The 13,696-nt window shown below is 62.6% G+C and carries 14 protein-coding genes; 1 reads left to right on the forward strand and 13 read right to left on the reverse strand.

All coding sequences use genetic code 11. The features are described from left to right. Positions 1–91: 91 nt before the first annotated feature. The 8 genes from F0P97_RS24135 to F0P97_RS24170 all read right to left on the reverse strand — a co-directional run bounded on the left by F0P97_RS24135 (position 92) and on the right by F0P97_RS24170 (position 8,676). On the reverse strand, positions 92–1,060 hold the full coding sequence (locus F0P97_RS24135; protein ID WP_182284629.1) for a PDR/VanB family oxidoreductase: 969 nt from the start codon (positions 1,058–1,060) through the stop codon (positions 92–94). A 30-nt stretch (positions 1,061–1,090) separates the two neighbouring features. Then, positions 1,091–2,170 carry a Rieske 2Fe-2S domain-containing protein gene (locus F0P97_RS24140; RefSeq protein WP_182284630.1) on the reverse strand — a complete coding sequence of 360 codons (1,080 nt, stop codon included), beginning with the start codon at positions 2,168–2,170 and terminating at the stop codon, positions 1,091–1,093. 14 nt (positions 2,171–2,184) lie between these two features. Further along, positions 2,185–3,543 (reverse strand): MFS transporter, encoded by a 1,359-nt coding sequence (locus tag F0P97_RS24145; protein ID WP_182284631.1) that lies wholly within the window; start codon positions 3,541–3,543, stop codon positions 2,185–2,187. Positions 3,544–3,704: 161 nt separating this feature from the next. Continuing rightward, positions 3,705–4,184 carry a MarR family winged helix-turn-helix transcriptional regulator gene (locus F0P97_RS24150; RefSeq protein WP_182284632.1) on the reverse strand — a complete coding sequence of 160 codons (480 nt, stop codon included), beginning with the start codon at positions 4,182–4,184 and terminating at the stop codon, positions 3,705–3,707. Between the two features lie 107 nt (positions 4,185–4,291). Then, positions 4,292–5,368 carry an aromatic ring-hydroxylating oxygenase subunit alpha gene (locus F0P97_RS24155; RefSeq protein ID WP_182284633.1) on the reverse strand — a complete coding sequence of 359 codons (1,077 nt, stop codon included), beginning with the start codon at positions 5,366–5,368 and terminating at the stop codon, positions 4,292–4,294. Between the two features lie 81 nt (positions 5,369–5,449). Then, entirely contained in the window at positions 5,450–6,214 is a 765-nt protein-coding gene (locus tag F0P97_RS24160) for a GntR family transcriptional regulator (protein WP_182284634.1), read from the reverse strand. Between the two features lie 183 nt (positions 6,215–6,397). Beyond that, positions 6,398–8,227 (reverse strand): ABCB family ABC transporter ATP-binding protein/permease, encoded by a 1,830-nt coding sequence (locus F0P97_RS24165; RefSeq protein WP_182284635.1) that lies wholly within the window; start codon positions 8,225–8,227, stop codon positions 6,398–6,400. Further along, positions 8,185–8,676 carry a hypothetical protein gene (locus F0P97_RS24170; RefSeq protein ID WP_182284636.1) on the reverse strand — a complete coding sequence of 164 codons (492 nt, stop codon included), beginning with the start codon at positions 8,674–8,676 and terminating at the stop codon, positions 8,185–8,187. Before F0P97_RS24170 ends, F0P97_RS24165 begins: the two co-directional genes overlap by 43 nt. A 212-nt stretch (positions 8,677–8,888) precedes the next feature. Here F0P97_RS24170 and F0P97_RS24175 point away from each other — a divergent pair, with 212 nt between their 5' ends. After that, positions 8,889–9,356 (forward strand): acyl-CoA thioesterase, encoded by a 468-nt coding sequence (locus F0P97_RS24175; RefSeq protein WP_029158370.1) that lies wholly within the window; start codon positions 8,889–8,891, stop codon positions 9,354–9,356. 68 nt (positions 9,357–9,424) lie between these two features. Here the strand turns inward: F0P97_RS24175 and F0P97_RS24180 are convergent, their stop codons facing one another. The 5 genes from F0P97_RS24180 to F0P97_RS24200 form a co-directional block, all read right to left on the reverse strand. Then, a complete protein-coding gene (locus F0P97_RS24180; RefSeq protein ID WP_182284637.1) occupies positions 9,425–10,075 on the reverse strand; it encodes a bactofilin family protein in 651 nt (216 codons plus the stop codon). A 240-nt stretch (positions 10,076–10,315) separates the two neighbouring features. Further along, the gene (locus F0P97_RS24185; protein WP_182284638.1) at positions 10,316–10,828 is read right to left on the reverse strand and encodes a thioesterase family protein; all 513 of its coding nucleotides are present in this window, start codon (positions 10,826–10,828) and stop codon (positions 10,316–10,318) included. A 176-nt stretch (positions 10,829–11,004) separates the two neighbouring features. Further along, on the reverse strand, positions 11,005–11,799 hold the full coding sequence (locus F0P97_RS24190) for an enoyl-CoA hydratase (RefSeq protein WP_182284639.1): 795 nt from the start codon (positions 11,797–11,799) through the stop codon (positions 11,005–11,007). A gap of 46 nt (positions 11,800–11,845) precedes the next feature. Then, positions 11,846–12,679: an acyl-CoA thioesterase gene (locus F0P97_RS24195; protein ID WP_182284640.1), complete on the reverse strand. Its 834-nt coding sequence runs from the start codon at positions 12,677–12,679 to the stop codon at positions 11,846–11,848. Positions 12,680–12,716: 37 nt separating this feature from the next. Next, positions 12,717–13,682, reverse strand: coding sequence for an alpha/beta fold hydrolase (locus F0P97_RS24200; protein WP_182284641.1), 966 nt, complete (start codon positions 13,680–13,682; stop codon positions 12,717–12,719). Positions 13,683–13,696 lie beyond the last annotated feature (14 nt).

Here is a 13,696-nt window from a genome sequence, read left to right on the forward strand (position 1 = left end):
CGGGAACGCGGCGCTTTCATGGAAAACGCCTATTTTGAGCAGGCTGCGCCAGCCCTGCCCGCGCATGGTCAAAGCCTGCCCAATCCGCGGGTCACAGATCCAGCACCAGACGGCCGGACTTGGCTCGCGAGCAGCAAGGCAGGAACTGGTCGTTGGCCGCCTGCTCGTCTTCGGTCAGATACATATCGCGGTGATCAGGCTGGCCCGAGATGACGCGCGTCAGACAGGTGCCGCAGACGCCCTGTTCGCACGAGGTCTGAACGCAGACGCCTATGGACTCCAGCGCCTGCACCACGGTCTGCGCCGGCGTGACGCGCACCACCTGGCCGCTGCTGGCGACCTCCACCTCGAAGCTTTCGTCGTCGGCCCGGTGCTCCACTTCAGCGGCAAAGAACTCGTAGTGCAGCTGCTCGGCAGGCCAACCCGCCTCTCGCGCCGTGTCGAGCACGGCGTCCATGAAGCCCTTGGGTCCGCACACATACAGATGCTGACCCTGCTCTCTTTGCTGCAGCAATTCGCTCAAACCCAGCGACGACTTTCCATTCACGTCATCCACATGGATCTGCGCCTTGTCAGCCCATTGCGCAGCCTCGATGGTCTGGGCAAACGCCATGCGCTCGCGCGAGCGGCCACAGTAGTGCAAGGCGAACTCCGCACCGTCACGCGCCAGCTTGCGCGCCATGGCCAGAATCGGCGTGATGCCTATGCCGCCTGCCAGCAGCAAATGCTTGCGGGCCGGCGCATGCAACTCGAAATGGTTGCGCGGGTGGCTGATGGTGAGCTGCTGGCCGGCCTGCAGTTGCTCGTGCACAGCGGCCGAGCCACCGCGCGAGGCAGGCTCGCGCAGCACGGCAATCACATAGCGATCCAGCTCGGCGGGATCGTTGCTCAGCGAGTACTGGCGCACCAGCCCTCCGGGCAGGTGCACATCGATGTGCGAGCCGGCGCTGAACGGCGCCAGGCTGCCGCCTTCCAGAGCCCGCAACTCCAGGCAGCAGATACCGGCGGCCTGCTCCTGCTTGTGCGCAATGCGCACCTCGAACGTGGTTTCAGTCTTCATCTCGGGTACTTCTCTTTTGCTTGTGCGTCGCTAGGCCACCGCCTGCGAGGCTTGCGCGCCGGCCTGGCGCAGCCTCTCAATCACGCGCCGCGCACGGTTGGGCCCCACATCCACGTGGATATCCACCACGGCGCGTGAACCAAACCGTTGCTGGTTGCGGAACTGGGCTTCGATGACCACCTTGTCTTCTTCGAAAGTGGCCGCCGTCTGATCGATCACCAACTGTGTCGTGTCCTGCATCTGCGGATGCGGATTGGTCGCAATCGTCCAGAAGTAATGCGCGCTGGTCTCCGTCTCCGGGGTCACGCCGTGAAAGCCGCGCATATGGAATCCTTCGCGCGCCGGATTGTCCAGCCTGTCCTGGCCGGCATCCATGGCACCGGTCCAGATACGCACATGCGAGGGGTGGAATTCCACTTCCTGCCAGCGGTCGATGCGGCCCTGAAAAGGCCAGGCCTGCGCATAGGTGGGCGGGGGATCGGAGTCCGGCATCCAGCGCACGACCTTCACGCTGTCCCCGTCCTGGCTGACCTTGAGATCCGCGTTCATATGGACCCTGGCGTTGCCGCCGATGGTCTTGAGATGCACATAGCCCAGATGGCTCAGATCCAGCAGGTTGTCGTGAATCAGCTGATACGGAGCATCGTAGTGGTACACGCCGCCGCCAAAACGATATTGCGGGTCGCTGTGCACGGCATAGGCCGGCGGCTCGGTGCCCGGCACGGACTCCGGTGTCGCGCCCATCCAGATCCAAAGAATCTGGTCGCGCTCGCGCAGCTCGAAGGACTTCACGCAGGCCTTGGCCGGAATCCGTTCCTGGCCCGGTATTTCCAGGCACTGCCCCTCATGGCTGAAGAGCAGGCCATGGTAGCCGCAGCGCAGACCCGCAGCCTCCACCGTACCGCAGGACAGCGGCAGCTCGCGGTGGCAGCAGCGATCCTCCAGCGCCGCGACCCGGCCATCCGCCGTGCGGAACAAGACCACGGGCTGGCCCAGCAAGGTGCGCGCCACCGGCTGCTCCTTCAGCTCCCAGGCAAAGCCTGCCACATACCATTGATCCAGCGGAAAGGCCGGCACGGCCGCGTTCATGGGTTGAGAAGTCTGGTTCATCGAAGTCTCCCTGGTCAATGAGCGGCTGCAACTGTCTCGGACACAGCGCGCCTGTCTGCAGCCTGCGGGCCGGCAATGCGGTGCATGGACACGATGACGGCAGCCAGGACAAACGCCATGCCATAACCCAGGTACAGCTGATCGGGCGACCAGGCCGCATCCAGCAGGCCGCCGGCCACCAGCGGCGACACAATCGCACCGATGCGGCCGATGCCTATGCCCCAGCCCACACCGGTGGCGCGCACATCGCTGCCGTAGACCACCGGCGCAATCGCATAGAGGCCGGCCACGCAGGCATTCACGAACACGCCGATCAGGAAGGCCAGCGTGTATGACATCCAGAGCGCACCGGAGCTTCCCACCAGAAAGCACAGCAGCACTGCCGTCACCAGCATGAAGACCGCCAGCGCACGGTGAATCGCAAAGCGCGCAGCCAGCAGGCCCAGCAAGGTCGCACCGAGAATGCCGCCCAGGCTCAGCAGCACGCCCGTGGTCACGCCCTGCTCGGGCGTCAGGCCCGAGGCCGCCAGCAGCTTGGGCGTCCAGCTCATCACGAAATAGAAGCCGAACATCACCGAGAAGAAGGACAGCCAGACCAGCACCGTGGGGCGCAGCAACTGGGGAGACAGCAGCTGCAAAGGGCCCATGCGCTTGCTTTCACCACTGCCTGCCACCACGGCCTGAGTCAGGGAGCCCAGTGCGGGCAGGCCCATCTTGCGGATCAGTGCATTGAGACGCTGCAGCGCATTGGCGGGCCGCTTGACCAGCAGAAAGTCCAGTGACTCGGGCAAGGCAAACCAGGCCAGAACCAGCACCGCGAGCGTGGAAAAGCCGCCGAACATGAAGACGGAACGCCAGCCATGGTGCGCGAGCAGCCAGACCGCGATACTGCCGCCGATGGTCGCGCCCAGCGCATAGCCGGTCGATTGCAGCGTGACTGCCAGACTGCGCCAGCGCAGCGAGGCATATTCGCTGGCAATCACATTGCTGCACGCCAGAATGCCGCCCACGCCCAGGCCCGTGATCACGCGCAGCACCGCCAGCTGCGTGGGCGTCTGGCTCCAGGCCGACGCCAGCATGCCCAGCCCGGACACGGCCAGGCACAGCAGGATCAGGGGGCGGCGCCCCAGCTTGTCGGCCATGGGCGCCAGCAGCAGCGAACCTGCGGCCATGCCGAAGAGGCCGGCACTGAGCAAAAAGCCCAGCTCCGAGCCGCTGAGCTTCCAGTGCCCGGACACCGCCGAAGCCGTGAAGGCCATCACCAGCACGTCAAAACCATCAATCATGTTCAGGGCCATGCATACCGCGATGACCGACCATTGGAAGGTCGTCATGGGCCGCTGGTCCAGATGCGCGCGCAAATCCTGTTCCATCGTTGTCTCCTTGTTTCTTATCATTCATTCAGCATACTGAATCACATTCAGTTTACTGAATGAAACCTTGATCCAGCACAAGTGGATTCCCTAGTCGTGCCGGTTCACAGCCGGCGCTGGCCGGCGTGATCGTGGTGAAGCCGCCGCGCCAGAACGGGCTGCTAGCCGTTGATCGCCGCTTGCTCGCCGGTTTCAGTGCTGTCGTGCAACTGCACGAACTTGCGCAGCAGGCGCTTGAACTCCGCCTGCTCCTCGGGCTCCAGCGCGGAAAGCATGCGCTGCTGCAGCTCGTAGACATTGGGCACAAACGCGGCCAGCATGGCTTCGCCCTCGGTGGTCAGGCTCAAACGGCGCTGACGCCTTGGCAGCAGCTCGCGATGAATCCAGCCCTTGCTTTCCAGACGCGCAGCGATATCGGCCGTGGTCGAGTTGTCGAGTGCGACAAGACGCGCCAGCGTCACCTGGTCGATGCCCGGAGACTCTTGCAGCATGCGCAGGATGGCGTACTGAACCGGCGTCACATCGGGGCCCAGCACTTCTCGAAACAGCAGCGCAGCAATCTGCTGGGCTCGTCGAATCAGATGACCTGGCTGGTCGTAGAGATCCAGGGAAAGCGGGTTGGGTGTGGTGGGCGATTCCATGCAGCAGCGTAGCAAGGGCAGCGCTGACTATGGACAGCGCTGACTCCGATTCGGGGAGCTGCAAGATTACTCCATCTACAGACATGATCTGCCCCGCCTGCCGCCGCTCAAGCCAGCGCCGCAACGCCCGACTCGTTTTTTTCCTCGTCGATCAAGCGCTCGATGATCTTGCGCGACTGCACGCCGCCGGCATCGATATTGAGCTTGAGCAGCTGACGCTGCGGATAGTCCTCGAGATTGCGCTGCTGCAGCTCCAGCATCTCCAGGTCTTCGCTGAAGATCTTGTGCTGGCCCTGCTTGATGGCCGCCGTCACCGATGCATCGCCGGGATTGAACTTGCGCGCCATGCCCCAGAAGTACCACATGCTGCCATCGGTCTCGGGCGTGATGAAGTCCACCACCATGCTGTAGACCTTGTGCTCGTCCGCGGCGTCATAGCCGCCCTTGCCGGCATGTGCCACACCCACTTCGATCAGCACATGGCTGGGAGGGGTGAAGCGGCAGACCTGCCAGCGATCCACAGGCACTTCATCGGCCAGGCCATTGCTGCGCAGAGCCATCTTCCAGAACGGAGGCGCCTCGATGTTCTCCATGAAGCGGCTGGTGACCACCTCGCTGTCGCCTATGACCTCGGTCTTGCAGGGCGTCTCGTCGATCTCGGCCTGACCGATGCTGCTGGCATGCACATAGGTCTCATGGGTCAGGTCCATGAGGTTGTCGATCATCAGGCGATAGTCGGCCTTGATGTGGAACAGGCCTCCGTCATAGGCCCACTCGGGGTTGTCATGCCATCGCAGATCCGGGATCAGCGCCGCATCGGCCGCCTCCTTGTCGCCTGGCCAGACCCAGACAAAGCCGTAACGCTCTTCCACCGGATAGCTCTTGATCGCAGGAAAGCCGCGCACGCGCTGACCGGGCATGGCAACCGTCTTGCCGTCGCAGCCCATCTCCAGCCCATGGTAGCCACAGACCAGCTTGCCTTCGCAGACGCGGCCCAGCGACAGCGGCGCGCCGCGGTGCGGGCAGAAATCCTCGACGGCGGCCATCCTGCCTTCCAGGGCGCGGTAGAAAACCATGCGCTCACCACAGATCTGGCGCCCCAGCGGCTTGTCCGTGACTTCGGCAGCCGTGGCAGCGACATACCAGGTGTTGCGAGGATAGGTGGGCTGTGCTTGCTTGCTCATCTTGGGTGTCTCCTTGTATTTATCGTCAGTGTCTGGTGCGGGGGCAGTCTGCTGCGCCGAGCGACGGCCTCGGACCGGCCGTCAGCGGCTGGCGCGAATCAGTTGCGCACCGGGTACGCGCGTGGTCTCGGGCGAGCGCATGGCTTCGCGCAAATTGCGCCGCGCAATGCGCGAGTGCTCTTTCATCAGCGCCTCGGCACGCGCGCCTTCGCGGTGCTCGATCGCGTCTATCACTTCGCGGTGCTGCTCCTGCGCAAGCATCAGGCTGCGCAGGGCGCGCGGCGACTCGGAGTCGGCCACCACAAAGCCCGAAGGGGACGCAAACGGCAGGCGCTTGACCCGCTCCAGCTCGCGCTGCATGAAGCTGCTGCCCGACATCTCCAGCAAGATGTCGTGAAATTCGGAGTTCAGGGCCACATAGGCGGAAAACGCTTCGTCGCCCCAGTTCTGGGCATCCAGCACACGGTCGATGGCATCCAGACAGCGCGTGGCTCGCGCCAGCAGGGCTTCATCCACCCCGCGCTCGGCCGCCATGCGCGCCGCCAGGCCTTCCAGCGTGCCGCGCAGCTCGATGGCGTCCGACACATCGGCCTCGGACAGCACGCGCACCTTGTAGCCGCGCCCGCCAGCCGTGGCTTCCAGCATGCCCTCCTGCTCAAGCCGCATCAGCGCTGCGCGTATGGGAGTACGGGAGATGCCCAGACGCTCCGCCAGCACCAGCTCGGAGATGCGCTCGCCGGCCGCCATCTCGCCGGCAAGAATCATTTCGCGCAGCTGCAACTGCGCCTTCACGACCTGGGAATGGTTTTCTTCCGCTGCAGCAGCGGGGGCAATGGAGGGTGGCATGTCTCGCGGGGTATTTAGTTTTTGGTAGACGGAAGAAATGTATACATAAAAATCAAAAAACAGCGATTTAATTGCAATTACAAGGGTAAACACCTAACAACATGTATACATACAAGCAAAGCCGTCAAAAAAGAAAGCCACCCGAAGGTGGCTTATCAAACGTCTGGCAAAAGGTGACCGCACTCAGGCAGGAATCTCCGATGACTCCGCCTGGTTGAGCTGCATATTCCACATGCTGGAGTAGCGCCCTCCGGCGGCAAGCAGCTCTTCGTGCGTGCCGCGCTCGATGATGCGGCCGCTGTCCATGACCAGGATTTCATGCGCCTCGACCACGGTGGACAGGCGGTGGGCAATGACCAGCGAGGTCTTGCCTTGCGCCGCGCTGCGCAGCTCGTTTTGGATGGCGCGCTCGTTGGCGCTGTCCAATGCCGAAGTCGCTTCGTCGAAGATCAGGATCGGCGGGTTCTTGAGCAGGGTGCGCGCAATCGCCACGCGCTGCTTTTCACCGCCCGAGAGCTTGAGACCGCGCTCGCCCACACGCGTGGCATAGCCCTGGGGCGTGCGCTCGATGAAGTCATGAATGCGCGCAGCCTTGGCCGCTGCAACCACCTGCTCCTGCGTGGCGCCCGGCTGGCCATAGGCGATGTTGTAGGCCACCGTGTCGTTGAACAGCACCGTGTCTTGCGGAACAATGCCCACGCAATGGCGCACGCTGCTCTGGGTCACCGTGCGGATGTCCTGTCCGGCAATGCGCACATGGCCGCCCTGCACGTCATAGAAGCGAAACAGCAGACGCGCCAGCGTGCTCTTGCCCGAACCCGAGGGGCCGACCACGGCCACGGTCTTGCCTGCAGGAATGGTGAAGCTCACATCATGCAATATGGGCCGCGCGCTATCGTAGGCGAACTGCACGTTTTCAAAACGCACCTCGGGCGGAGGATTGGTGATCTGCAAGGGCTGTGCGCCAGGCGCATCGGCCACTTCGCGCTCTTTGTCCATGAGCGTGAACATGCGGTTCAGGTCGGTCAGACTTTGCTTGATCTCGCGATAGATCACGCCCAGAAAATTCAGCGGGATATAGAGCTGGATCATGAAGGCATTGATCATGACCAGATCGCCCAGCGTCAGCCTGCCGTCGACCACGCCCTGCGTGGCCCGCCACAGGATGGCCACCAGCGCTGCTCCGATGATGAGCTGCTGGCCGCAGTTGAGCATGGACAGCGTGGTCTGGCTCTTGAGCCGCACGCGGCGCAGGTTTTCAAGGTTCTCGTCATAGCGCGCGGACTCGAACTGCTCGTTGTTGAAGTACTTGACGGTCTCGTAGTTCAGCAACGAATCAATGGCCTTGGTATGGGCCGCCGACTCCTGGGCATTGGCCTCTTTTCTGAAGCGGGTGCGCCACTCTGTCACGGTAACCGTGAAGCCGATATAGAACACCAGCGCTGCCAGCGTGATGACGGCAAACCAGATGTCGAAACGCACGGCCAGAATGCCCAGCACCAGCGCCATCTCAATCAGCGTGGGCAGGATGGAGTAGAGCGAATACGAGATCAGCGACTCGGTGCTGCGCACGCCGCGCTCGATGTCCCGCGTCATGCCACCGGTCTGGCGCTCCAGATGAAAGCGCAGGCTCAGGGCATGCAGATGCTCGAAGGTCGACAGCGCGATCGAGCGCGATGCGCCCTGCGTGGCCTTGGAAAAGACCAGATCCCGCAGTTCGGTGAACATGGTCGAGGAAAAGCGCAGCAATCCATAGGCCGCCAGCAGACCCACGGGGACCACCAGCACGGCCTGCGCCTGCCCGGGCTTGATATCCAGCGCATCGACCAGATGCTTGAGCAGGATGGGCACGCCCACATTGGCCAGCTTGGCGCAGATCATGAACACCAGCGCTGCCAGCGCATGCCATTTGTAGCGCCAGATATAGGGAAAGAGGCGACGCAGCGTGGCGCCGTCTGACTGGTTTGCCGCTACCGCGGCTTCTTCTGGGGTTGCAGGTAACTGTGAACGCATTGTGGGGCTGTGTCGCCCTGCAGGCAGTCGGAGCCGCGGTAGAGGGCGTCTATTTCTATGACGGGAATCTGGGTACCCGCGAATTCTGCCTGTCCCGTCACTTTTGCGCTCACCCAGACCAGGGTGAAGGGCTGCAGCAACTGTCTGTCATAGGGGCCAGCACCGCAGGCCTTGAAGAAGCTTGCATCGCGCGGCCAGGTCAGAAAGCCCTGCTCGCTGAACTCGGCATGCAGCAGAACCATGCAATCGCGCTGCTCGCTGGCCGACTCTATGGTGCGCAGCCCGCCAGCCCAGCAGACACGCGCATTCAGCGCACCGGCCTGCAGGGCCTGCCTGGGAGTCATTGCAGTGAAAGGACCGGCCAGCGCTGCCGCGCCGGTCAAGGGTTCCGGATGGCAAGAGGGCTGCACGGCCTGCACAAGCGGCTTGAGCGGCGTTGCAGATGTCACAGCGTCTCTGTCCAATATTGGGGCTTTTACCGGATGGCTGCTGCAGGCCGCAAGCACGACACTCAGGCATCCGAAGATCCACCACAAACACCGCTGCATAGTTACCCCCTACTTACTTGCCCGAACCGTCGTTAGTGGCTTTTTCTCGCCAACCTGGTAGAAACCCGATGTTGAGGGACAATTCAATCTTTCCATTCGTGTCACAGATTTCCATGCCCCCCCGTTCGCCCGACCTTCCCAGCGTTGCCCTGCCCGCCGACAAGGAACTGGTTCTCAAAGTCGTGCCCATGCCTGCCGATGTCAATGCCAATGGCGACATCTTCGGTGGCTGGGTCATGGCGCAGGTGGACCTGGCCGGCTCGGTGCTGCCGCAGCGCATCAGCCACACCCGCATGGTGACCGTGGCCGTCAACGAATTCATCTTCAAGCAACCCGTGCGCGTGGGCGACATTCTGTCCTTTTATGCCGGCGTGCAGCATGTGGGTCGCACCTCGGTCGCCGTGGATGTGGAAGTCTTTGCCGAGCGCTTTTCCGACCAAGGCAAATATGTGAAGGTGACCGAGGCTCGCCTGACCTATGTGGCCATTGATGCTACCGGCAAGCCCCAGTCTCTGCCGGATACCGAGCAAACACGTGCCTGGCGTGAAAAAATCCAGGCTCAGGCAGCCGCCAAGAGCTGATACACGTCATCGAGCATGAAAAAAGCGACCCCTGAAGGTCGCTTTTTTCATAGGCTGTGCGCAGAGATTCAGACGACTGCAGCGCTACCCGTCGTTTCGGTGCTGCTGGCCACAGTCCCCACCTGACTGCTGGTGCTGCCGGCACTGCTCTTGCTCCAGGCCGAAGCGGAGGCATTGCTGGCACTGCTGGTGCCGGAACGGGTTCCCGCTTCGATCTGTCCCGTCAGCTCGCCACCCTCTTCGATCACCACCTTGCCATAGCGGATCGTTCCGCTGACCTTGCCGGAGCCATAGATCACCAGCTTTTCACGCACCGTGAGGGTGCCGTCGAACTTGCCGTGGATTTCTGCAATATCGATCTCGGCCGTGCCGTGAAACGCCCCCTGCTCGGCAATCTTGATGACGCGGGAGTTCATGGTCGCCTCGACCGTTCCTTCCACGACCAAGGTGTCGCAGTCCGTGATTTCCACACCCTTGAGCTTGATGTTCGGACCGACGGTCAGCTTGCTGCCTCCGTTTTCCTCAGCAACAGGCGCGGTGGGAGCTGCAGTCGCAGCCGCACGCATGGGGCTGGATGGTGCCGTGCCAAGGCCCGCATTACTCAGGGAGCTGGCGCCCGATGTCGCAGCGCTATTCGCTGTCGAAAGCCCGGTGACGGAACTGCGTGAAGGAAAGTTATCGTTATCGCGTTTGCCGAAGAACGGGTTTTGCACAGCCATGGCAGGAATCTCCTAGTCAGAAAGTGCCATCCTATGCAGCATAAGTAGCAACATTTACCGTCATCTCGCAATAACGGTAAGCAAAGCTTTCACAAGTTTCAGTTACTTGCATGCATTGCCTGATCTCACACAATGAAAGATTTGGCTGCATCCGTGCAGGCGTTCACTTGCCTGTCTTTGAACACTTTTTGCTGCCAGTCCATATTTCGCTGGCGCTCTACGCGCTCGTTTCAGAGATCGTCAAGAGACGATATAGGCCGCTGTGCCGGTAGAGAGCAGTTGGCCATCCTCCGACAGAAACTCCATCTGGGTGTTCGCCACCCGCGAGCCCAGGCGCAGCACTCTGGCAGTGAGCAGAAATTCCCTGCCGATGCCGGGACGCATATAGTCCACACGCAGATCGATCGTGCCCAGTCGGGAAAAACGATGCAGTCTTTGCGCGGGCGTATCGTCCATATGCTTGGCCGCAATGGCCGCCATCACTGCCAGCCCGCCCATGGAATCCAGGCCGGCGCTGATCACGCCGCCATGAATGCGCTGATAGGCCGAATGTCCGATCAGATCAGGTCGCATGGCGATACGCCCCTGCACCAGCGTGGGCGTGATCTCGCCGATCTTGAGCCCTATGGTCTGATTGAAGGCCACGCGCGTTTCAAAGATCTCGCGCAAGCCGGAGATGAACTCCGGCTCGAACTGCACGGCCTCGGCAGCCTCCTGCGCTGAATTGAGGGACGGTACGGGCCTGGATGTCATAGGCAATCCTGAAAAACGGTCAAAGAAAAATCGCCCTGCAACGGGCGATTCTCAGATCGGCACTGGTACAAGCTGGCGAAACTGAGCTGGATTCGGCGCATGCCGAAATCAGGATGACGCTTTGGGTAAAATCGCCACCCATCGCTGCGCTCACCTTGCTGCCGCAATGCCTGACTTCAGCACTGGCTGAAGTCAGGGTGGCGTTTTTCCATGAAGGCCGTCAGTGCTTCCTTGGCCGCAGGCTCGCGCAGCATGCGGGCGAAGACTGCGCCTTCTTCCACGATACGCTCGCCCACTGCCTTGGCCTGGCCGCCCTTCATCAGGCGCTTGGTCTCGATCAGCGAGGACAGGGGCTTGCGCGCCAGCTTCCTGGCCTGGGCCTGTGCCACGGCATTGCATTCGCTGGGCGGCACCACGCGGTTGATCAGGCCTACCTCCAGAGCGGCTTCTGCCATGAAGGGCTCGCCCAGCAGCAAGGCTTCGGCGGCGCGGTGATAACCCAGCATCTGGGGCAAGAGCAGGCTGGATGCAGCTTCGGGGCATACGCCCAGGTTGATGAAGGGCAGCGAGAATGCGGCGTTATCGCCGGCATAGACCAGATCGCAGTGCAGCAGCAGTGTGGTGCCAATGCCCACGGCCGGACCACAGACGGCAGCAATCAGAGGCTTGGGGAAGGACGAGACTTCCTGCAGGAAACGCCACACGGGCGCATCGGCCCCCATTGCACCGGGGGTTGAGGCCTGCTTCAGGAAGTCCGCAATATCGTTGCCTGCGCTGAAGATGGCGATGTCGCCCTGAAACACCACCACGCGCACGCCTGCGTCAACCTTGGCGGCGGCCAATGCATCCGCCATCTGGGTATACATGGCCTCGGTGAAGGAGTTCTTCTTCGCCGCACGGTTGAAGGTGATGGTGCACACGCCCTCTTCGGTGTGCACCAGGATGTCCTGGCTATCCTGGGTATTGCTCATGATCTTGCCTTGTGAATGATGTGAACAGCTTGCCGGTCTCGGCGCGCTATTCCTTGTAGTAAACAATCTGGTGGCTGGTCGCCAGCATCTGGCCGGACTGGCTCCACAGCTGGGCCGTCTGGTCAAAAAAGCCGTTGCGGAACTCCTGCCCGCGCGCCTGCGCCAGCAGCAGTCCGTCGCCCGCCTCGGCCAGTTCCTCGCGTCCGGCATGGAAGTAGACCGTGATGGACACCGTACCCGCTGGCACGCGCTTGGAGCGACGCAGCCACGCCCGCGGAAAGAACACGTCGGAGACCGCAGCCAGCGACGCGAAATCCAGCGGACGCGGCGGATTGTCTCTCACCCAGAGCCGCGTCAGGCTGTCGCGCTCGGCCCCGTCCTCCTCACGCGGCAGGATTCCGTCCACAAATCGCATCTCATAGCGGGTCAGCCACTCTGAGGCCTTGAACAGCGGCGGCACGCGCTCCACCTCGGCGGCAGCCCGGACCTCGGGCATGGGCATATCGCTGACGCTCCAGGTCTGACGGCGTACCGCGGTCACGGCCGTGGCCGTGGTCACGATCTGCGGCTGGCCCTGGGCATCGGACTGGGTAATCGTCAGCAGCCAGTGCTGGGTGGAGCGGTTGGTTCGCACCGGGTTGGCGTCGATCTCGAAAGCACCCGGCCCCACGGCTGCCGCATAGTTGACGGTGATGGACAGCGGATCGCCCAGGCACTGCGGATGTTGCTGAATGGCCTGCACCAGGCTGGCCGCCGTGATGCCGCCGTAAGGGCCGACCATATTCCAGTAATCGGGCGAGGCCGTTCCCTGGTACTGATTGGGCACTCCCGTAGCGCTCAGCGCCACGGCACGATCAAAGGGGTGGAGGTCTGTGCTCATGATTGGCAGTGTTGCCCAAGGGCGGGAATGAAAGCCGTCAAACAGGTGACTCAAGCGGCCCGAACAAGGGTTTGCCTGGGCCACGGTCACCGTCGCGCCAGCTCTGCAGCAATGGCAACAGGGGCTGCCACAGTAGCTCACGCATCTCTTCCTTGAAATACCCCAGATGGCCTATGCGTCCGGCAGGAGCCAGCCTCGGGTCCACTCGCTCCAGCGTGCTGGGCGCACTTTTGTACCAGTCCACCAGCGATTGCACGCTGGCCAGCGACATCATTTCGTCATCCTCGAAATACAGCGCATGCAAGGGGTAGTGGGCTGCCGCATAGGCCTCGGCCGCCCAACGCCCCTCCACCCCCATGGCGTACAGAGGATTCAGGCACCAGCGACGCCATTGCCAGATCACGCCTGCCGGCAGATCGCCCACGATGCCCAGCTTGCGCCCGGGAAACGCGCCGTACAAGGCAGTGACCAGCGGAGCGACGCCCCACCAGAACAGCCGGACCATGCGCTTGGTTGGCGCAGCGTTGTCGCGCCAGTAGCCACTGCCGCTGCCAACGGACAGCAAGCCGTTGATGGGCAGGGGAATGGAGGCCAGGCCCGGCAATTGCGAGCCCACGCTATGACCGATCCAGATCAGCGGCTGCAGGGGAAACTGCTGCTTGAGATGCGCTGCCACCAGTTCGCAGTCCTTGGCCCAGTCCAGCAGGTCGGCCCTGGCGTCGCGCAACGGCACTTGCAGCGACAGGCCATGGCCACGGTAGTCGAAGGTCGTGACGCCATAGCCGTGCTCCGCCAGCCAGCGGGCAAAGGCCTGGTAATAGCTTTGCTGCACGCCCATGGCGCCAGCCACCACCACCTGCGCCAGCGGCGCTGTCGCCCTGGGCTGACACTGGCGCAGCACCAGATGGGCCGAACCCACGGAGATGGGCAAGGCCATCTCCGTCCATTGCACGGCGGCTTGTACCGGAACCTGCACGGAGGCTTGCGACTGGGCGGTCTGCATGGCAGCTGCGGCGT

Source organism: Comamonas testosteroni (assembly GCF_014076415.1).
GTDB classification, from domain to species: Bacteria; Pseudomonadota; Gammaproteobacteria; order Burkholderiales; family Burkholderiaceae_C; genus Comamonas; species Comamonas testosteroni_F.